At 66.4% G+C, this 19,764-nt stretch carries 15 protein-coding genes; 12 read left to right on the top strand and 3 right to left on the bottom strand.

From position 1 onward, the window contains the following. Both GRX31_RS17390 and GRX31_RS17385 read left to right on the top strand, forming a co-directional pair. On the top strand, positions 1-389 hold a 389-nt coding region (locus tag GRX31_RS17390), incomplete at its 5' end, for a FlxA-like family protein (RefSeq protein WP_237426716.1). 284 nt (positions 390-673) lie between these two features. Continuing rightward, positions 674-2,275 (top strand): methyl-accepting chemotaxis protein, encoded by a 1,602-nt coding sequence (locus GRX31_RS17385; RefSeq protein WP_160853931.1) that lies wholly within the window; start codon positions 674-676, stop codon positions 2,273-2,275. A 138-nt stretch (positions 2,276-2,413) separates the two neighbouring features. Here the strand turns inward: GRX31_RS17385 and GRX31_RS17380 are convergent, their stop codons facing one another. Together GRX31_RS17380 and GRX31_RS17375 are read right to left on the bottom strand one after the other, a co-directional pair. After that, complete coding sequence (locus tag GRX31_RS17380) at positions 2,414-4,357, bottom strand: AMP-dependent synthetase/ligase (RefSeq protein WP_160853929.1); 1,944 nt, start codon at positions 4,355-4,357, stop codon at positions 2,414-2,416. A 215-nt stretch (positions 4,358-4,572) separates the two neighbouring features. Then, the gene (locus GRX31_RS17375) at positions 4,573-5,208 is read right to left on the bottom strand and encodes a GntR family transcriptional regulator (RefSeq protein WP_160853927.1); all 636 of its coding nucleotides are present in this window, start codon (positions 5,206-5,208) and stop codon (positions 4,573-4,575) included. Between the two features lie 114 nt (positions 5,209-5,322). Between GRX31_RS17375 and scpA the strand changes: the two genes are divergently transcribed. From scpA to GRX31_RS17355, 4 genes are all read left to right on the top strand, one after another. Further along, complete coding sequence (scpA, locus tag GRX31_RS17370; RefSeq protein ID WP_160853925.1) at positions 5,323-7,500, top strand: methylmalonyl-CoA mutase; 2,178 nt, start codon at positions 5,323-5,325, stop codon at positions 7,498-7,500. Positions 7,501-7,525: 25 nt separating this feature from the next. Next, a complete protein-coding gene (meaB, locus tag GRX31_RS17365; protein WP_160853923.1) occupies positions 7,526-8,536 on the top strand; it encodes a methylmalonyl Co-A mutase-associated GTPase MeaB in 1,011 nt (336 codons plus the stop codon). Between the two features lie 57 nt (positions 8,537-8,593). Further along, positions 8,594-10,126: an acyl-CoA carboxylase subunit beta gene (locus tag GRX31_RS17360; protein ID WP_016446053.1), complete on the top strand. Its 1,533-nt coding sequence runs from the start codon at positions 8,594-8,596 to the stop codon at positions 10,124-10,126. 211 nt (positions 10,127-10,337) lie between these two features. Continuing rightward, positions 10,338-12,386, top strand: coding sequence for an acetyl-CoA carboxylase biotin carboxylase subunit (locus tag GRX31_RS17355; protein WP_160853921.1), 2,049 nt, complete (start codon positions 10,338-10,340; stop codon positions 12,384-12,386). 83 nt (positions 12,387-12,469) lie between these two features. Here the strand turns inward: GRX31_RS17355 and GRX31_RS17350 are convergent, their stop codons facing one another. Then, entirely contained in the window at positions 12,470-13,564 is a 1,095-nt protein-coding gene (locus tag GRX31_RS17350; RefSeq protein ID WP_160853919.1) for a LacI family DNA-binding transcriptional regulator, read from the bottom strand. A 156-nt stretch (positions 13,565-13,720) separates the two neighbouring features. Between GRX31_RS17350 and GRX31_RS17345 the strand changes: the two genes are divergently transcribed. From GRX31_RS17345 to GRX31_RS17320, 6 genes are all read left to right on the top strand, one after another. Further along, complete coding sequence (locus GRX31_RS17345) at positions 13,721-14,308, top strand: gluconokinase (RefSeq protein ID WP_370690597.1); 588 nt, start codon at positions 13,721-13,723, stop codon at positions 14,306-14,308. Positions 14,309-14,326: 18 nt separating this feature from the next. Next, positions 14,327-14,833, top strand: a complete 507-nt coding sequence (locus GRX31_RS17340) for a TRAP transporter small permease (protein WP_016446057.1) — start codon at positions 14,327-14,329, stop codon at positions 14,831-14,833. A gap of 12 nt (positions 14,834-14,845) precedes the next feature. Continuing rightward, entirely contained in the window at positions 14,846-16,126 is a 1,281-nt protein-coding gene (locus GRX31_RS17335; protein ID WP_016446058.1) for a TRAP transporter large permease, read from the top strand. Between the two features lie 28 nt (positions 16,127-16,154). Beyond that, a complete protein-coding gene (locus tag GRX31_RS17330) occupies positions 16,155-17,174 on the top strand; it encodes a TRAP transporter substrate-binding protein (RefSeq protein WP_016453430.1) in 1,020 nt (339 codons plus the stop codon). Between the two features lie 109 nt (positions 17,175-17,283). Continuing rightward, positions 17,284-19,110: a phosphogluconate dehydratase gene (gene edd, locus GRX31_RS17325; RefSeq protein ID WP_016453429.1), complete on the top strand. Its 1,827-nt coding sequence runs from the start codon at positions 17,284-17,286 to the stop codon at positions 19,108-19,110. Beyond that, the gene (locus GRX31_RS17320; RefSeq protein WP_016446061.1) at positions 19,095-19,733 is read left to right on the top strand and encodes a bifunctional 4-hydroxy-2-oxoglutarate aldolase/2-dehydro-3-deoxy-phosphogluconate aldolase; all 639 of its coding nucleotides are present in this window, start codon (positions 19,095-19,097) and stop codon (positions 19,731-19,733) included. The genes edd and GRX31_RS17320 overlap by 16 nt, the downstream gene beginning before the upstream one ends. Positions 19,734-19,764 lie beyond the last annotated feature (31 nt).

Genomic DNA, 19,764 nt, shown 5'->3' with positions numbered 1-19,764 from the left:
GTTTTGGGCCTTCAGTTCGCCCGCCAGTGGTCGATGTAGGGGGCATGCAAGTCTCATCCTCCACCTCGGCTTCCGCCTCGGGAGCCGCTTCATCCTCCGGCGGCAATGACATCGCTGCGTTGCAGCGCAAGCTCAAGGAGCTGCAGCAGGCGCTCAAGGAAGTGGCCTCCGAGAACATCGACGCCAAGGCCAAGCAACAGAAGTCCAAGCTGTTGCAGACGCAGATCATGATGGTGCAAAACCAGATCGAGGCGCTGATGCGCGCCAGGCAGCAGGCCCAGCTCGACAAGCAGCGCGAGCAGCAGCAGGCCGCCGAGGCGCCATCGCAATCCCCATCGAAGGGCGGAAAGGCGCCCGGGCTGGGCGGCGTGGTCGACGTCTACGTCTGATCCAGTGAGATGGCCCGTGTTTTCACGGGCCGTTTTTCAAGGGATTCAATGTAACTTACATGAGAATGCTGTTCGGACTTTGAGAGGGTTGGCTCTGCAACACGGATGGGGAAGGGGGCTTGCCTGCGGGGCGGTAGCCGCGAGCGTCGCAACTGCTATGGAACTTATTGATTTTTGACTCTCAAGAAACCGGCGGTTGCTACCGATAAGGCAAGCAATGTGACTGCCGGGATGCGATAGCGATGGCCTATACCGATGGCGTCACGGGGACAGAGGGATCTGCGATGAAAAAACTCGGCGATGTGCGTATCGGTACCCGGCTTACCGGTGTTTTTCTTGTTCTGCTGATCTGCCTGATGGCCGTGGGCGCCGTCGGCGCAAGGGCGCTGGGCCATGTGTTCTCGGGCACGCAGACCATGTACCAGGACCGCGTGGTTCCGCTCAAGCAGCTCAAGCAGATTGCGGACGCCTACGCCGTCAACGTCATAGATACGGTCAACAAGGCGAATGCCGGCCTGATCACGGCGCAGGAGGCAGCGGCGAGCATTTCCGGCACGCTGCCCGCGATCGACGCGGCCTGGCGCAGCTATTCGTCCACACAGCTGACCTCGCAGGAGGCCGTGCTGGCCAGCCAGGCGCAGGCGCTGTTCGCACCTGCCAACCAGAGCATCGACCGGCTGCTGCAGCGGCTCAAGACGCTGGATGGAAAAAGGGCCGGCAGCCTGGACGAGTTCGATGGCGCGCTGTATGCCAGCGTAGACCCCATCAGCGCCAAGATCGGCGAACTGGTGGAGCTGCAGCTCAAGGCATCCGAGGATGTGTATGCGGACTCCCGCCAGGTCCTGGCGCAGTCGCAGATGCTGATCTACGGCTTTGTCGCGGCCGCTGTCATCCTCGCCGTGGCGCTGGGCTATGTGGTCACGCGCTCCATCACCGTTCCACTGAAGTCCGCCGTGGAGGTGGCCCGGCACATCGAGCAGGGCGATCTGGCTTCCGAGATCCAGGTCACGGGGCGCGACGAAGTCGGCGACCTGCTGCGCTCCATGAGCGCCATGCGCGAATCGCTGGCCAGCATCGTTGGCGATGTGCGGCGCGGGGTGGAGTCGGTGACCACGGCATCCAGCCAGATCGCCGCAGGCAACCAGGACCTGAGCAGCCGCACCGAACACCAGGCCTCCAGCCTGCAGGAGACGGCGGCCTCCATGGAGCAGCTGGCAGGCAATGTGGGCCAGAGTTCGGAGAATGCGCGGCAGGCCAGCGCCCTGGCCGTGCGCGCCAAGGAGGTGGCGGGCGTGGGCGGCGGCGCTGTCGCCAGGGTCGTGGGCACCATGGACGAAATCTCGGCCAGCAGCGGAAAGATTGCCGAGATCACGGGCGTCATCGATTCCATCGCCTTCCAGACGAATATCCTGGCGCTCAACGCAGCGGTCGAGGCCGCGCGGGCGGGCGAGCAGGGCAGGGGGTTTGCCGTGGTGGCCGGGGAAGTGCGCTCCCTGGCCCAGCGCAGCGCCGCAGCGGCGCGTGAAATCAAGGCGCTGATCACGGCCTCCACCGAGACGGTGCGAATGGGCGGCAACCAGGTCCGGGAAGCCGGCAAGGCCATGGACGCCATCGAATCCCAGGTGCGAGAAGTGGCGTCGTTGATCGAGGCCATCTCGGCCGCCAGCGTGGAGCAAAGCGGCGGCCTGGGACAGATCAGCGAGGCGGTCTCCCAGATGGACCAGGTCACGCAGCAAAACGCTGCCCTGGTGGAAGAGTCTGCCGCCGCAGCTGCCAGCCTGGAGCGACAGGCCCGCGTGCTGGCCCAGGCGGTGGCCACGTTCAGGATCAGCGAGTTCAAGGAGATTGGCATGGCGCCCGCCGGCAGGGCATTGGCCGCTGCCTGAAGCGGGCAAGGCAAGAGCGCGGACAGGGCGCTCTTGCCTTCTTTTTGATCAAGTCAATGTAACTTACATAATTTAATTTTCAGATCAGAAATAAGGAAAGCCGCCGTTTTCCGGCGGCGGCTTGTCAAGGGCTGGGGGTCACCCCGCGCTGTTGCGGCCTTGCCAGCGCTCGGCGGGCTTGGTGTACATGGCGGCAATCTGCGATTCAAACCGCGCCATGAGGTTGTTGCGCTTGAGCTTGAGGGTGGGCGTCATCAGCCCGTTCTCAATGGTCCAGGGCTCCAGTTCCAGGTGCACGGCACGGGGGACCGCATAGCGGGCAAAACTGGCCACCTGTTTCTCGATGCGGGCCAGCGCTTCACGCTCGGCGGCGGCGTGGTTCAGGCTCTTGGGATCTTCGGGATCCAGGCCCAGGCGCTGGGCCATGGCCTGCCATTCACCACGCTCGATGACGGCCACGGCGGCGATGAAGGGGCGGTCTTCGCCCACGACAAACACCTGGGTGAAGAACGGGTCGCCGGTGATGGCCAGCTCCAGGTCGGCCGGTGGAATCTTCTCGCCGGTGGAGGTGACGATGATTTCCTTGATGCGGCCCTGGATGCGCACGCGCCCATCCTCGATCACGGCCTGGTCGCCGGTGCGCAGCCAGCCGTCGTCTGTGAAGGTCTTGGCGGTGTCTTCGGGGCGTTGCCAGTAGCCCCGCATCACGCAGGGCCCGCGCACCTGCAGTTCCCGATTCTCGCCAATGCGCACTTCCACGCCCGGCAGGGCGCGGCCCACGGTGGCCGGGTGGTTGTCCTCCAGCGTGTTGGCACAGACCACGGGCGAGGTCTCGGTCATTCCGTAGCCCTGGATCAGCGGCAGGCCCAGGCCGAGAAAACAGCGCGCAATCGTGGGCGACAGCGGCGCGCCACCGCTCACGGCCACGCGCACACGCCCGCCAAACTGGGCCAGCAGCGGCTTGGCCACCAGATGGTTGAGCACGGGCCAGGGCAGCCATTGCATCCAGCCCGGCACGTCGGGCTGGGGCGCCTGCGCATCGGCAATGCCTTGTGTTTCACAAAAGCGTTGCCAGCCCCTGGCCTGGGCCAGTTCGAACAGCTGGGCCTTGAGCGGTGCACGGGCCAGCGCCTCCATGACCTTGGCGTGCACGCGCTCGTAGATGCGCGGCACGGAGACCAGCACCGTGGGACGCTGGGTCTTGAGATCCTCGGCCAGCTGAGCCACGGAGCGCGCATAGGCCACGCAGGCGCCCACGGCCATCGCCAGGTAGTAGCCTGCCGTGCGCTCGAAGGTGTGCGACAGCGGCAGGAAGGACAGGAAAACATCATCGCTGCGCGGCAGCAGCCGCTGCATCACGGCCTGTACGTTGGAGACCACGTTGCGGTGCGTGAGCATCACGCCCTTGGGCTTGCCCGTGGTGCCCGAGGTGTAGACGACGGCGGCCAGGTCCTCGGCAGAGGGAGGCGGGGGCAGGGGGACTGCGCCGCCCTCAGCCAGCCATTGGGCCAGCGGTTGCACGGGGATCTGCCCCAGGGCCTCCAGGACGGCGGCATCGCCTTCGGTTTCAGGCTCTGCGGCCCGGGAAGCCGGCTTGGCCGATGCCACGACCACCTTGCGCAGCGCGGGCAGGGCCTGGCCCGTGGCGCAGATCTTGTCCCAGGTGGATTGCTGTGCCACGAACAGCATGGACACCTGGGCATTGGCCAGGATGTAGGCAATGCTGCCTGCGTTGTCTATGGAATGCAGGGGCACCGGCACATGGCCGCAGCGCAGGCTGGCCAGGTCGATGGACATGGCATCCAGCCCGTTGGGCAAAAGAATGGCAATGCGCGAGCCCGGTGCCAGCTCCTGCGCGGCCAGGGCCTGCGCCCACCGGGCCACGCGCTCGCCAGTTTGCGCCCAGTTCAGGGACTTCCAGCTGCGCGCATCCTCGTCATAGGCCCGATAGGCCTCGCCTGCGGGCGTCTGCTGCACGCGCAGGGCCAGCATTTCCACCAGGGTGGCGGCCGTGGCCATGCTGGCATCGGCAGGCAGGCTCATGGCCAGGGAAGGGGCGCGGGCTGGATCTTGGATGCTCATGCGAAGAGGTGCGGACCGAAGTGGATGGTGCCGCTGATGATAGCTGCCGGCCACCGCAGGCCCCGGCGTCAGCTTCGGACATGTGCGGAGTTGGCGGCGAGGTTTATGCTGCACTGCAGCGTTCTCGGGCGATGCGCCTGAAGCGAACCAGGAGCCGCATGCCCGCCTACGTCGCCACTGTTGCCCAGCCAGCCAGGGTTCAGATGAACCCGAGTTCAGGACGCTGCAGCCAGACCGTTTCTGAAGTGCTGACGCATGGCCTGCGCGGCGGCCGCGCCATCGCGGCGCAACAGGGCCTGCATGACGGTCTCGTGCTCGGCCAGCGAATCCTCGATGCGGCCCTGCTTGAACAGCGACTTGTGGCGGTTGAGCTTCATGACCTTGCGCAGGTCGGCCACCAGCTGGTTGCGCCAGCGGTTGTCGGCGATCTGCAGCAGCTGCATGTGAAAGCTCTCGTTGAGCTCGAAGAAGCGGTCTGCATTGCGCATCTGCGCCTTGAGTTCCTCATGGGTCTGCTGCAGGGCGGCAAGTTCCTCATCGCTGCCCGATTCGGCCACGACCTGCACGGCATCGGATTCCAGCAGGCTCAGCAGGTGATAGACATCGGCAATGTCCTTGGACGACACCTCGGTCACATAGGCGCCACGGCGCACCTTCATGGTGACCAGACCTTCGGCGGCCAGCACCTTCAGCGCCTCGCGCAGCGGGGTGCGGCTGATGCCGTATTCCTCGGCAATCTTCAGTTCATCGATCCAGTCACCAGGCGCCAGCTCGTGCTCGAAGATGCGCAGGCGCAGCTTCTCTGCCACCTGTTCGTAGAGCGCGCGGGGAGTGAGGGTGTTTGTCGACATGTGGCCCGGATTGTATCGGCAAAGATATTTTGAATGAATAATTATGAATGATGTAAACTGCGGCAGCTCTGGGGCATGCCCTCAAGGGCCCCTGTCATTCACGAGCCTGAGAACATGAGACAAGACCATCCGACAGCGCAGAACGGCCAGGAATTCGCAACTGCCGACCTGCAGAAATGGGCCCAGGCGGCCGCCAAGGCCGCTCCCGGGGGCGACATCCAGGCCCTGCACTGGACCACGCCCGACGGCATCGACGTCAAGCCGCTGTACACGGCGGCAGACACGGCCAACCTGCCCCATACGGATAGCCTGCCAGGCTTCGAGCCCTACATCCGCGGCCCGCAGGCCACCATGTACGCGGGCCGGCCCTGGACCATTCGCCAGTACGCGGGCTTTTCCACGGCCGAGGAGTCCAACGCCTTCTACCGCAAGGCGCTGGCCGCCGGCGGGCAGGGCGTGTCGGTGGCCTTCGACCTGGCTACGCACCGGGGCTACGACAGCGACCATCCGCGTGTGACGGGCGACGTGGGCAAGGCCGGCGTGGCCATCGATTCGGTCGAGGACATGAAGGTGCTGTTCGACCAGATCCCGCTGGACAAGATCAGCGTGTCCATGACCATGAACGGCGCCGTGCTGCCCGTGCTGGCCGGCTACGTGGTGGCGGCCGAGGAGCAGGGCGTGGCCCAGGACCAGCTGTCGGGGACCATACAGAACGACATCCTCAAGGAGTTCATGGTCCGCAACACCTATATCTACCCGCCCCAGCCGTCGATGCGCATCATCGGCGACATCATCGAGTACACGAGCAAGAACATGCCCAAGTTCAACTCGATCTCGATCTCGGGCTATCACATGCAGGAGGCGGGCGCCAACCAGGCGCTGGAACTGGCCTTCACGCTGGCCGACGGCAAGGAGTACGTCAAGACCGCCACGGCCAAGGGCATGGATGTGGACGATTTCGCCGGCCGGCTGTCCTTCTTCTGGGCCATCGGCATGAATTTCTACCTGGAAATCGCCAAGATGCGCGCGGCCCGCCTGCTGTGGTGCCGCATCATGAAGGGCTTCGGCGCCAAGAAGGCCAAGAGCCTGATGCTGCGCACGCACTGCCAGACCTCCGGCTGGTCGCTGACCGAGCAGGACCCCTACAACAACGTGGTTCGCACCACCATCGAGGCCATGGCCGCCGTCTTCGGCGGCACGCAGAGCCTGCACACCAACAGCTTTGACGAAGCCATCGCGCTGCCCACCGAGTTCTCGGCCCGCATTGCGCGCAACACGCAGCTGATCATCCAGGAAGAGACCCACATCACCAATGTGATCGACCCCTGGGCCGGCAGCTACATGATGGAAAAGCTGACCCAGGACATGGCCGACGCCGCCTGGAAGATCATCGAGGAGGTCGAGGCCATGGGCGGCATGACGGCCGCCGTGGACTCGGGCTGGGCCAAGCTCAAGATCGAGGCGGCCGCCGCCGAGAAGCAGGCGCGCATCGACTCGGGCAAGGACGTCATCGTCGGCGTCAACAAGTACAAGCTGGCCAAGGAAGACGCCATCGACATCCTCGAGGTGGACAACGTCAAGGTGCGCGACAGCCAGATCGCGCGCCTGAACCAGATCAAGGCCAGCCGCGATGCCGCCAAGGTCGAGGCCGCCCTTCAGGCCCTGACCCAGGCCGCCGAAAGCGGCGAGGGCAACCTGCTGGACCTGTCCATCCAGGCCGTGCGCCTGCGCGCCACGGTGGGCGAGGTCTCGGATGCGCTGGAGAAGGTTTTCGGGCGCCACCGCGCCGATACGCAAAAGGTGACCGGCGTGTATGCAGCAGCCTACGACTCGGCCGAGGGCTGGGAAAAGCTCAAGGGCGAAATCGACGCATCGTCCGAGCAATTGGGCCGCCGCCCGCGCGTGATGATCGCCAAGCTCGGCCAGGACGGCCATGACCGCGGCGCCAAGGTGGTGGCCACGGCCTTTGCCGACCTGGGCTTCGACGTGGACATGGGCCCGCTGTTCCAGACGCCCGAGGAATGCGCGCGCCAGGCCATCGAGAACGACGTGCACGCCGTGGGCGTGTCCACGCTGGCGGCAGGCCACAAGACCCTGGTGCCGGCCATCATCGAGGAGCTGCGCCGCCAGGGCGCGGACGACATCATCGTCTTCGTGGGCGGCGTGATTCCCGCGCAGGACTACGACTTCCTCTACAACGCCGGCGTCAAGGGCGTCTATGGCCCGGGCACACCCATCCCGGCCAGCGCCAAGGACGTGCTCGAGCAGATCCGCCAGGCCAACAGCCTCTGAGCCCGTCGCAGTGACTCCCGAGCAAATGCAAGACGGCATCCTGAACGGCAACCCTGCCGTTCAGCGCCGGGCGATGGCCAAGGCCATCACCCTTTTGGAATCCACGCGCACGGATCACCGCGCTGCGGCCGATGGGCTGCTCACGGCCCTGCTGCCGCATACGGGCGGGTCTTTCCGCCTGGGCATCAGCGGCGTGCCGGGCGTGGGCAAGAGCACCTTCATCGAGACGCTGGGCCTGTTCCTGATTGGGCGCGGCCTACGGGTGGCGGTGCTGGCCATCGACCCATCGTCCACCGTGTCGGGCGGCTCCATCCTGGGCGACAAGACGCGCATGGAGCAGTTGTCCGTTCATCCGGATGCCTACATCCGCCCCAGCCCCAGCAGCGGCACACTGGGCGGCGTGGCCGAGAAAACCCGCGAGGCCATGCTGGTCTGCGAGGCGGCTGGCTACGATGTGGTCATCGTCGAAACCGTGGGCGTGGGCCAGAGCGAGATCGCCGTGCAGGGCATGTGCGACATGTTCTGCCTGCTGCAACTGCCCAATGCGGGCGACGACCTGCAGGCCATCAAGAAGGGCGTGATGGAGCTGGCCGACCTGGTGGTCATCAACAAGGCCGACATCGACCCGCATGCCGCCACGCGCGCCCAGGCCCAGATCACCTCCAGCCTGCGCCTGCTGGGCATGCACGGCAACCCCGAGCATGCCCACCACGACGAGCGCCTTTGGCAGCCCCAGGTCATCACCATCAGCGCGCTCAAGAAGGAGGGCGTTGAAGGTTTCTGGGGTGCGGTGGAGGAATTCCACCGCCTGCAGCAGGCCAACGGGCGCCTGGCGCTGCGCCGCGAACGCCAGGCGCTGTCCTGGATGTGGGAGCGTATCGACTCCGGCCTCAAGCAGGCCTTCCGGCAGCATCCGCAGGTGCGGGCGCTGCTGCCCCAGCTGCAGGCCGACGTGGCAGCAGGGCGCATCGCGGCCAGCACGGCCGCCAGAAATCTGCTGCAGGCGCAGGCCGGCCCCGTGGCGGCGCCGCAGTGACGGCCGACAAGACAAGACCAGACAAACCTTACCGTTAGACGTTAGAGGAATCGCAGCATGCAAGACATCCTGGATCAACTGGAGACAAAGCGCGAACAGGCCCGCCTGGGTGGCGGCCAAAAGCGCATAGATGCACAGCACAAGAAGGGCAAGCTCACGGCGCGCGAGCGCATCGAGCTGCTGCTGGACGACGGCACCTTCGAGGAATGGGACATGTTCGTCGAGCACCGCTGCACCGACTTCGGCATGGAAGACAGCAAGATCCCCGGCGACGGCGTGGTCACCGGCTACGGCATGATCAACGGCCGCCTGGTCTTCGTCTTCAGCCAGGACTTCACCGTCTTCGGCGGTGCGCTGTCCGAGACCCATGCCGAGAAGATCTGCAAGGTCATGGACCAGGCCATGAAGGTCGGCGCCCCCGTGATCGGCCTCAACGACTCGGGCGGCGCCCGCATCCAGGAAGGCGTGGCCTCGCTGGGCGGCTATGCCGACGTGTTCCAGAAGAACGTGCTGGCCAGCGGCGTGGTGCCGCAGATCTCCATGATCATGGGCCCCTGCGCGGGCGGCGCCGTGTATTCGCCGGCCATGACCGACTTCATCTTCATGGTCAAGGACAGCAGCTACATGTTCGTCACCGGCCCCGAAGTGGTGAAGACCGTGACGCACGAGGAGGTCACGGCCGAGGAGCTGGGCGGCGCCATCACCCACACCACGCGCAGCGGCGTGGCCGACATGGCCTTCGACAACGACGTGGAGGCGCTGATGATGCTGCGCCGCCTCTACAACTACCTGCCGCTGAACAACCGCGAGAAGGCGCCCGTGCGCTACACCTCGGACCCCGTGGACCGCGCCGACAAGTCGCTGGACACCCTGGTGCCCGACAACGCCAACAAGCCCTACGACATGAAGGAGCTGATCCTCAAGACCGTGGACGACGGCGACTTCTTCGAGTTGCAGCCCGACTACGCCAAGAACATCCTCACGGGCTTTGCACGCATGGACGGGCAGACCGTGGGCATCGTCGCCAACCAGCCTCTGGTGCTGGCCGGCTGCCTGGACATCAAGAGCTCCATCAAGGCCGCGCGCTTCGTGCGTTTCTGCGATGCCTTCAACATCCCCGTGGTCACCTTCGTGGACGTGCCCGGCTTCATGCCCGGCACCAGCCAGGAGTACGGCGGCATCATCAAGCACGGCGCCAAGCTGCTGTACGCCTATGCCGAGGCCACGGTGCCCAAGATCACCGTCATCACGCGCAAGGCCTACGGCGGCGCCTATGACGTGATGGCCTCCAAGCACCTGCGCGGCGACGTCAACCTGGCCTGGCCCCATGCCGAGATCGCCGTGATGGGCGCCAAGGGCGCCGTGGAGATCATCTTCCGCGAGGACAAGAACGACCCCGCCAAGCTGGCCGCGCGCGAGGCCGAGTACAAGGCCCGCTTCGCCAACCCCTTCGTGGCGGGCGCGCGCGGCTTCATCGACGACGTGATCCAGCCGCACGAGACGCGCAAGCGCATCTGCCGCTCGCTGCAGATGCTCAAGAACAAGCAGCTGGAAAATCCGTGGCGCAAGCATGGAAACATCCCCTTGTGAAGCACCCCCTGAGCGGCTCCGCCGCTTCCCCCTCTCTAACTCGCTTCGCGAGGGAGGGGGACGACACCCTCGGTGCGGGGCGGCCCTTCCTCGGTGTCCCTCGCGTTGGTCGCGCCGGTTACTGACAGTGCTGGCGAAGCGCAAAACAGGGACAGCGAAGCTGACGACAGCTCCGGTTCCCATGATTTAGTTCCAAGAATGGGCTAAGAAGATGTTCAAGAAGATCCTGATTGCCAACCGCGGCGAGATTGCCTGCCGCGTCATCGCCACCGCCCGCAAGATGGGCATACAGACCGTGGCGGTGTACTCCGATGCGGACCGCGAGGCACGCCACGTCAAGCTGGCCGACGAGGCCGTGCACATCGGCGCCGCTCCCAGCCGCGAGTCCTACCTGCAGGCCGACCGCATCATTGCCGCCTGCAAGCAGACCGGCGCGCAGGCCGTGCACCCGGGCTATGGCTTCCTGTCCGAGAACGAGGCCTTCGCCCGGCGCGTGGAGGAAGAGGGCATCGCCTTCATCGGCCCCAAGCACGCGGCCATCGCGGCCATGGGCGACAAGATCGCCTCCAAGAAGCTGGCCGACAAGGCGGGCGTGAGCACCATCCCCGGCTACAACGATCCCATCGCCGGCCCCGAGGCCGCCGTGGAAATCGCCAAGGGCATTGGCTACCCCGTGATGATCAAGGCCAGCGCCGGCGGTGGCGGCAAGGGCCTGCGCGTGGCCTACAACGACAAGGAAACCTTCGAGGGCTTTGCCAGCTGCCAGAACGAGGCACGCAACAGCTTCGGCGACGACCGCATCTTCATCGAGAAGTTCGTGCAGGAGCCGCGCCACATCGAGATCCAGGTGCTGGGCGACGGCCACGGCAACGTGATCTACCTGAACGAGCGCGAATGCTCCATCCAGCGCCGGCACCAGAAGGTGATCGAAGAGGCGCCGTCCCCCTTCATCAGCGACGCCACGCGCCGCGCCATGGGAGAGCAGGCCGTGGCCCTGGCCAAGGCCGTGGGCTACCAGAGCGCGGGCACGGTGGAGTTCGTGGTGGGCAAGGACCAGGATTTCTACTTCCTGGAAATGAACACCCGCCTGCAGGTGGAGCATCCGGTGACCGAGTGCATCACCGGCCTGGATCTGGTCGAGCAGATGATCCGCGTGGCCGCTGGCGAGAAGCTGGCCATCGCGCAGGAAGACGTCAAGCGCGATGGCTGGGCCATCGAGTGCCGCATCAACGCCGAGGACCCGTTCCGCAACTTCCTGCCGTCCACCGGCCGCCTGGTGCGCTTTTCGCCGCCCGAGCAGACCATGTGGCAGGCCGACACCGGCCACCTGCATGGCGTGCGCGTGGATACGGGCGTGTATGAAGGCGGCGAAATCCCGATGTTCTACGACTCGATGATCGCCAAGCTCATCGTGCACGGCAGCGACCGCAACGACGCCATCGCCAAGATGCGCGAGGCGCTCAACGCCTTCGTGATCCGGGGCATCAGCTCCAACATCCCGTTCCAGGCCGCGCTGCTGGCCCATCCCAAGTTCAAGAGCGGCGAGTTCAACACCGGATTCATCGCCGAGCACTACGCCCACGGCTTCCACGCCGAGGATGTGCCGCACGGCGACCCCGACTTCCTGGTCGCCCTGGCAGGCCACATGAACCGCCGCTACCGCGCGCGCGCCGCCACCATCAGCGGCCAGATGCGCGGCCATGAGCTCAAGGTCTCGGCCGACTACTGCGTGGTCGTGCTGGGGGCCGATGGCAAGCACCAGTACCGCGAGGTGCAGGTTTCCGACTTCGACGCGGAAAGCCGCGCCAGCACCGTCACCGTGGACGGCAAGCCCTACACCTTCCGCAGCGAGACGCCGATGCGCGCCATGTGCGTGCAGGGCAGCTGCAACGGCAAGCCTTTCACGGCGCAGGTCGAGCGCGGCACGGCCAGGAACCCGCTGGCCCTGCGCGTCATCCACAACGGCACGCAGATCGACGCCCTGGTGCTGTCGCCGCGCGGCGGCGAACTGCACCGGCTCATGCCCTACAAGGCACCGCCGGACCTGTCCAGGTTCCTGCTGTCGCCCATGCCGGGCCTGCTGGTGGACGTGGCCGTGCAGCCGGGCCAGAAGGTGCAGGCCGGCGAAAAGCTGGCCGTGATCGAGGCCATGAAGATGGAAAACATCCTGTTCGCGTCGCAGGACGGTGTGGTCAGCAAGATCAGCGCCGGCAAGGGCGACTCGCTGGCCGTGGATGATGTGATCCTGGAATTCGAGTGATATCCGCGTGATTCCTGCGCAGCAGGCGTCGACCAGAGAAAAGGCCGGGCAGCAGACCCGGCCTTTTCATTTCCACTGTCGCTTCAACTGCTTTGCCGCACCACCAGCTCATATCCCAGATCCAGGCTGTGCAATGGCAAGGCCTCGCCGCGCATCAATTGCAGCAGCATGCGCGCGCCTTCGGTTCCGATATGGCCGCGCGGCGTGCGGATGGTGGTCAGTGGCGGCACCATCTGGTCGCTGCCGGGCAGGTCGTTGAAGCCGGCGATGGCGATCTGCTGCGGCACGCGGATGCCGCGGCGCAGGGCTTCGAGCAGGGCGCCCTGGGCGATGTCATCGTTGCAGAAGAAGAGGGCATCGACGGATGGAGCCAGCCGCAGGGCGGCGTCCAGCAGCTCGGCGCCCAGCGCCATCGAAGTGGGGCGGGGCCACAGCAGTTCCAGGGCCGGGTCGTGCAGGCCCGCATCCTGCAGGGCCTGGCGGTAGCCAGAGGCGCGCTGCATCACGCGGGCATCGAGCTGGCCTGCGCAAAAGGCAATGCGCGTGTGCCCGCGCTCCATCAGATGCCGCGTGATGGCGGCTCCGGCTTCGGCCTGCGAAAACCCCACGCTGGGCGTGCCCGGCTCGCCGCCCAGCTCCATCAGGTGCACGCAGGGCACCTTGCTGGCCTGCACGAGTTCGCGCGCAGCGGGGCTGCGGTCAAAGCCGGTGAGCAGCAGGCCGGCAGGGCGCATGGGCAGGTAGGTGCGCAGCAGTTGCTCCTCTTCGGCCCGGTCATAGTGGGTCACGCCGATCAGCGCGTGGTAGCCGGCGGCGAACAGCACCTTGTGCACAGACTCGATCAGGTCCACGAACAAGGTGTTGGACAGCATGGGCACCAGCACCAGCACCTGGGCACTTTTCTGGGAGGCCAAAGCGCGCGCGGCAGGGTCGGGCACGTAGCCCATGCGCGCGGCGGCGGCGCGGATTTTCTCGACCAGGGCCGGGTCCACGCGCCGCTCGCCGCGCAGGGCGCGTGAGACCGTCATGGGGCTGACGCCGGCCGCCTGTGCCACATCGCTGAGCGTGATGCGCCCGCTGGCCCGCGAGGAGCGGGCGCGGCCCGTGGCGGGCAGGGCCGGGTCGGAAGGATCGGCGCAGGACGATTCTGGAGATGCAGGCGGAATCTGGCGGGCCAAGGGAATGTCCTAGGTCGGTGGCGAGAGGGTTGGAGATTATGATAGCGCTATCCCAATCATTCGAAGGCCCGCAGTCCTGCGTGTAAACCCGGACGAAAGCCTCTGAAGCACACCGAAATCCAAGGCAGACCCTGGTCTGCCAATTTTTGCAAGAACATGGATAGCGCTATCCCAACAACAACCGACGCCACCGCCGCAGGCAGCCGCCCACGGGCGCTGGTCGTCATGGGCGTTTCCGGCTGCGGCAAGTCGAGCGTGGGGCAGGCCCTGGCCGATGCCCTGGGCTGGACCCTGCACGAGGGCGATGCCCACCATGCCGAGGAAAGCATCCGCAAGATGCAGGCGGGCATCCCCCTGACCGACGACGACCGCAGCGGCTGGCTGGACCGGCTGGCACGGCTGCTGGCCCAGGCCATGCCGGGGCAGGGCGTGGTGCTGACCTGCTCGGCCCTCAAGCGCAAGTACCGTGACCGCCTGCGTGCCGCCGGCCCGGCCGGCGCCGTGGGCTTCGTTTTTCTGGACCTGGACTACGGCACGGCGCTGCAGCGCGTGCAGGAGCGCGCCGGCCACTTCTTCTCGCCCGAGCTGGTGGCCAACCAGTTCGCCACGCTGGAAAGCCCGGCAGGCGAGCGCGCCGTGCTGTCCGTGGACGCCACGCTGCCGCTGGCCGACATCGTGCACCGCGCACAGGACTGGCTGGTCCATCCGGCGCCGCAGGCCGCCCCTCTCTCCCAGAACCCATAACGCCAGGAGACAAAAACCATGCAATCCGATTCCCCCGCAGTCCGGCCCAAGCCGCGCCTGCAGCACTTTGCCGAGGTGCTGATGGTGCTGGCCCTGGCCGGCATGGTCATTGCCGTGTTCGTCAACGTGGTGCTGCGCTATGTGTTTCATACCAGCATCGTTTCCTATGAGGAAATCTCGCGCCTGCTCTTCGTCTGGCTGGTGGCCATTGGGGCCATCGTGGCCGCTTTCGAGGGCAGCCACCTGGGCTTCGACCTTGTGACATCCCGCGTGGGCCCTGGCGCGCGCAAGGTGTTGTTCTGGGTGTCGCAGGCGCTGGTCCTGGTCTGCATGGGCCTGCTGCTGTGGGGCTCATGGGCCCAGGTGCAGGCCGGGCTGAACAGCTACAGCACGGTGCTGGGCTACCCGCTGGCCCTGGGCGCTGCGGCCACCCTGGTGCTGGCCGTGGGCCTGCTGTTGGTGTCGCTGCGCGACCTGCGCCGCGGCGCGCCGGCAGAAAACCATGGCGAGACTTCGGTCGAGTAAGGAGCAGGCACCATGGTTGTGACCCTGATCTTTCTGGCCGTGCTGATCGGCGGCATGGTGATCGGCATGCCCATTGCCCAGGCGCTGGTGTTGACCGGCGTGGCGCTGATGTGGCATCTGGACTTCTTCGACTCGCAGCTGCTTGCGCAGAACCTGCAGGCCGGCTTCGACAACTTCCCGCTGCTGGCCGTGCCCTTCTTCATCCTGGCGGGTGAGCTGATGAACGCGGGTGGCCTGTCGCGCCGCATCATCGACCTGGCGCGCGCCTATGTGGGCCATATCCGTGGCGGCCTGGGCTACGTGGCCATTGGCGCCGCCGTGCTGCTGGCCTCGATGAGCGGCTCGGCCATTGCAGATACCGCCGCCCTGGCCACCATCTTGCTGCCCATGATGCGCGAGCAAAAGTACCCCGACAGCTACAGCGCGGGCCTGCTGGCCTCGGGCGGCATCATTGCGCCCATCATTCCGCCGTCCATGCCCTTCGTGATCTACGGCGTGACGACCAACACCTCGATCAGCAAGCTGTTCCTGTCGGGCGTGGTGCCGGGCCTGATCATGGGCGTCTTCCTGATCTTTGCCTGGTGGTCCATCGCCCGCAAGTTCGACCTGTCGCGCGGCGAACGCATGGCCTGGGGCCCGCGTCTGAAGGCACTGGCCAAGAGCTTCTGGGCGATGATGATGCCGGTCATCATCCTGGGCGGCCTCAAGGGCGGCGTGTTCACGCCCACCGAGGCGGCCGTGGTCGCAGCCGTCTACGCGCTGTTCGTGTCCATGGTGATCTACCGCGAGATGACATGGAGCCGTCTGTACGCCGTGTTCCTGGCCGCCGCCAAGACCACGGCCGTGGTCATGCTGCTGTGTGGCGCCGCCACGGTGACGGCCTACATGATCACCCTGGCCGACCTGCCCAACATGCTGGCCGACAGCTTCTCCGGCCTGCTGGGCAACCCCATGCTGTTCATGGCCACGATGATGCTGTTCCTGCTGGTGGTGGGCACGGCCATGGACCTGACGCCGACCATCCTGATCTTCGGCCCCGTGTGCGCGCCGCTGGCCGTCAAGGCGGGCATCGACCCCATCTACTTCGGCTTCATGTTCATCTACGTGGGCTGCATCGGCCTGATCACGCCGCCCGTGGGAACGGTGCAGAACGTGATTGCTGGCGTGGGCCGGCTGCGCATGGAGACCGTGATCAAGGGCACGAACCCGTTCCTGATGGTCTATGTGCTGCTTGCCGTGCTTTTCGTGATTTTTCCGCAAATCATCCTGGCCCCTCTGCGCTGGATGCACTGACCCCCCACTACAACCCAAGGAGATGAACATGCGTATTCCCTTTGCACTCGCCGGCCTGATGGCCGCCATCACCACGCTGGCCGCCACGGGCCAGGCCATGGCCCAGGACTTCAAGCCGCGCATCGTGCGCTTCGGCTACGGCCTGGTCGATGACTCCAACCAGGGCCGCGCGGCGCGCTTCTTTGCCAAGGAGGTCGAAAAGGCCACGGGCGGCAAGATGAAGGTGCGCGCCATCGGCAATGCCTCGCTGGGATCGGACACGCAGATGCAGCAGGCGCTGATCGGCGGTGCCCAGGAGATGATGGTCGGCTCCACCGCCACCCTGGTCGGCCTGTCGCCCGAGATGGCGGTCTGGGACACGCCGTTCCTGTTCAGCAGCACCAAGGAGGCCGACGCCGTGCTCGACGGCCCCGTGGGCGAGAAGGTCAAGGCCACGCTGGAGCCCAAGGGCATGGTGGGCCTGGTCTACTGGGAGAACGGTTTCCGCAACCTCACCAACAACAAGCGCCCCATCGCCAAGCTGGAAGACCTGGCCGACGTGAAGCTGCGCGTGATGCAGAACAACGTCTTCCTCGACAGCTTCAAGGCCCTGGGCGCCAACGCCGTGCCGCTGCCGTTCTCCGAACTGTTCACCGCGCTGGAAACCCGCGCCGTCGATGGCCAGGAAAACCCGTTCAACACCGTGCTGTCCAGCAAGTTCTACGAGGTGCAAAAGTACCTGACCATCTCCAACCACGTCTACAGCCCCTGGATCGTCACCGTCAGCAAGAAGTGGTGGGACACGCTGACACCGGCCGAGAAGAAGGTGCTGCAGGACGCCGCCGTCAAGAGCCGCGAGTTCGAGCGCAAGGACACGCGCGAGGAAGCGGCCAAGGCCCTGGCCGATATCAAGACCAAGGGCATGCAGGTCAACGAGCTGCCCGCCGCCGAGGTGGGACGCATGCGCGACAAGCTCGCCACGGTCAATGCCGGCATTGCCAAGACCGTGGGCCAGGGTACCTGGGATGAGGTACAGGCCGCCGTCAAGCAGGCGCGCGCAGTGAAGTAAGCTTCGATTCAGGGCCGGACGCACCTGGGAGGGATGCCCCGGCCGACATCCACCAAAAAGACAACGCGACACAGAGAAAACGCGCATCAGCGCATCCGCAGGACACCCCATGAGCACCATCCACCCCATCGTCGACCAGGTCACGCGCCGCATCCGCGAGCGCAGTGCCGAATCACGTGCCGCCTACCTGGAACAGGTGGACGCCATGGCCGCGCGCCCGCCCGGCGCGCAGTCCATGGGCTGTGCCAACGTGGCGCATGCCTTTGCGGGCATTCCAGGCGGCGACAGGATACGCATCGTGGAGGAGAAGGCGCCCAACGTCGCCATCGTCACCGCATACAACGACGTGCTGTCGGCCCACGCACCGCTGGCCCGCTATCCCGACATCCTCAAGGACGAGGCACGCAGGCTGGGCGCCACGGCGCAGGTCGCCGGCGGCGTACCCGCCATGTGCGACGGCGTGACCCAGGGCGCGCCCGGCATGGAGCTGAGCCTGTTCAGCCGGGATGCCATTGCCATGGGCACGGCCATCGCGCTCTCGCACGACGTATTCGACGCTGCGCTGATGCTGGGCATCTGCGACAAGATCGTGCCGGGCCTCTTGATCGGCGCCCTGCATTTCGGGCACCTGCCCACGGTCTTCGTGCCGGCCGGACCCATGACCTCGGGCCTGTCCAACGGCGACAAGGCCAAGGTGCGCGAACAGGCCGCGCAGGGCCTGGTCGGCCGCAAGGAGCTGCTGGCCGCCGAATCGGCTGCCTACCATGGCGAAGGCACCTGCACCTTCTACGGCACGGCCAACAGCAACCAGATGCTGCTGGAGGCCATGGGCCTGCACGTGCCGGGCACGGCCTTCATCAACCCGGCCGACGGCGAGCGCGAACTGCTCACGCGCGAGGCCATGCGCAGCGTGCTGGCCATCACCAGGAACAAGCGCTTCGCCCCCATCGGCCGCGTGGTGGACGAGCGCTGCATCGTCAACGCCATGGTGGCCCTGCTGGCCACGGGCGGCTCCACCAACCACCTGATCCACTGGGTGGCGGTGGCGCGCGCTGCGGGCATCACCATCGACTGGAACGATTTTTCCGAGCTCTCGGGCGTGGTGCCGCTGCTGGCCCGCGTCTATCCCAATGGCAGCGCCGACGTGAACCAGTTCCAGGCCGCAGGCGGTCCGGGCTATGTGATCGGCCAGTTGCTCAAGGCCGGCCTCATGCATGGCGATGTGCTCACCGTGCGGCCCGATGGCCTGCAGGAGTTCGCGCGCATTCCGGCCGTGGACAACGGCCAGTTGGCCTGGCATGCGGCCGAAGTCTCCGGCGACCTGTCCGTGCTGCGCCCGGCCGATGCGCCCTTCAGCGCCACGGGTGGGCTCAAGCTGCTGTCCGGCAACCTGGGGCGCAGCGTGATCAAGGTCAGCGCCGTGCCCGAGGACCGCCATGTGGTCGAGGCGCCCGCACGCGTCTTCGACTCTCAGGAAGCGCTGCAGCAGGCCTTCAAGGCCGGCGAACTGGACCGCGATGTCATCTGCGTAGTGCGCTGGCAGGGGCCGCGCGCCAATGGCATGCCCGAGCTGCACAAGCTTACTCCGCCCCTGGCCGTGCTGCAGGGCAAGGGCTACAAGGTGGCCCTGGTCACGGACGGCCGCATGAGCGGCGCCTCGGGCAAGGTGCCTGCCGCCATCCACGTCTCGCCCGAGGCCTGCGTGGGCGGGCCGCTGGCGCGCCTGCGCGATGGCGACCTGGTGCGCCTGGACGCCGTGGCCGGCACCCTGGCCGTGCTGGTTGATGAATCCGAATGGCAGCAACGCCTGGTGGCCACCATGCCCCGGGCGCTGCGCCAAGCCAATGGCCGGGGTTTCGGCCGCGAACTGTTTGCCGGATTCCGGCGCCACGCGCTCAGCGCAGAAGAGGGAGCTTGCACATGGATCAACGACTGACGGCCTTGGAGCTCATGCAGGACGCGCCGGTCATCCCGGTCATCGTTCTCAACGACCTCGCGCATGCCGTTCCCATGGCCCAGGCCCTGGTCGCGGGCGGCATCCGCGTGCTGGAAGTCACGCTGCGCACGCCCCAGGGCCTGGCCAGCATCGAGGCCATTGCGCGCGCCGTGCCCGAGGCCATCGTCGGCGCCGGCACCGTGCGCAGCGCAGCCGATGCGCGCGCCTGTGCCCATGCCGGCGCGCGCTTTGCCGTGAGCCCCGGCTACACCAGCGCACTGGGCCAGGCCTGCCAGGACCTGCAGTTGCCGCTGCTGCCCGGCGTGGCTACCAGCGGCGAGATCATGGCCGCCCAGGCCGACGGCTTCAACGAGCTGAAATTCTTCCCAGCCGTGCAGGCGGGCGGCACGGCCATGCTCAAGGCCTGGCAGGGTCCGTTCGGCGATGTGCGCTTTTGCCCCACGGGCGGCGTGTCGCCAGCCAATGCCCAGGAGTTCCTGGCCCTGAAGAATGTGGTCTGCGTGGGCGGCTCCTGGCTGGTGCCCACGGATGCGCTGGAGCAGGGCGACTGGAGCCGCATCACGGCGCTGGCCCGCCAGGCCAAGGCTCTGCGCAAAGCCTGACGAAAGGGCCGGTGGGGCGCAGCGGGGCGCT

Source organism: Delftia sp. CH05 (assembly GCF_009827015.1).
Taxonomy (GTDB): Bacteria; Pseudomonadota; Gammaproteobacteria; order Burkholderiales; family Burkholderiaceae_C; genus Comamonas; species Comamonas tsuruhatensis.
The sequence above is the reverse complement of the archived record's forward strand: the minus strand, read 5'-3'. Positions and strand labels throughout refer to the sequence as shown.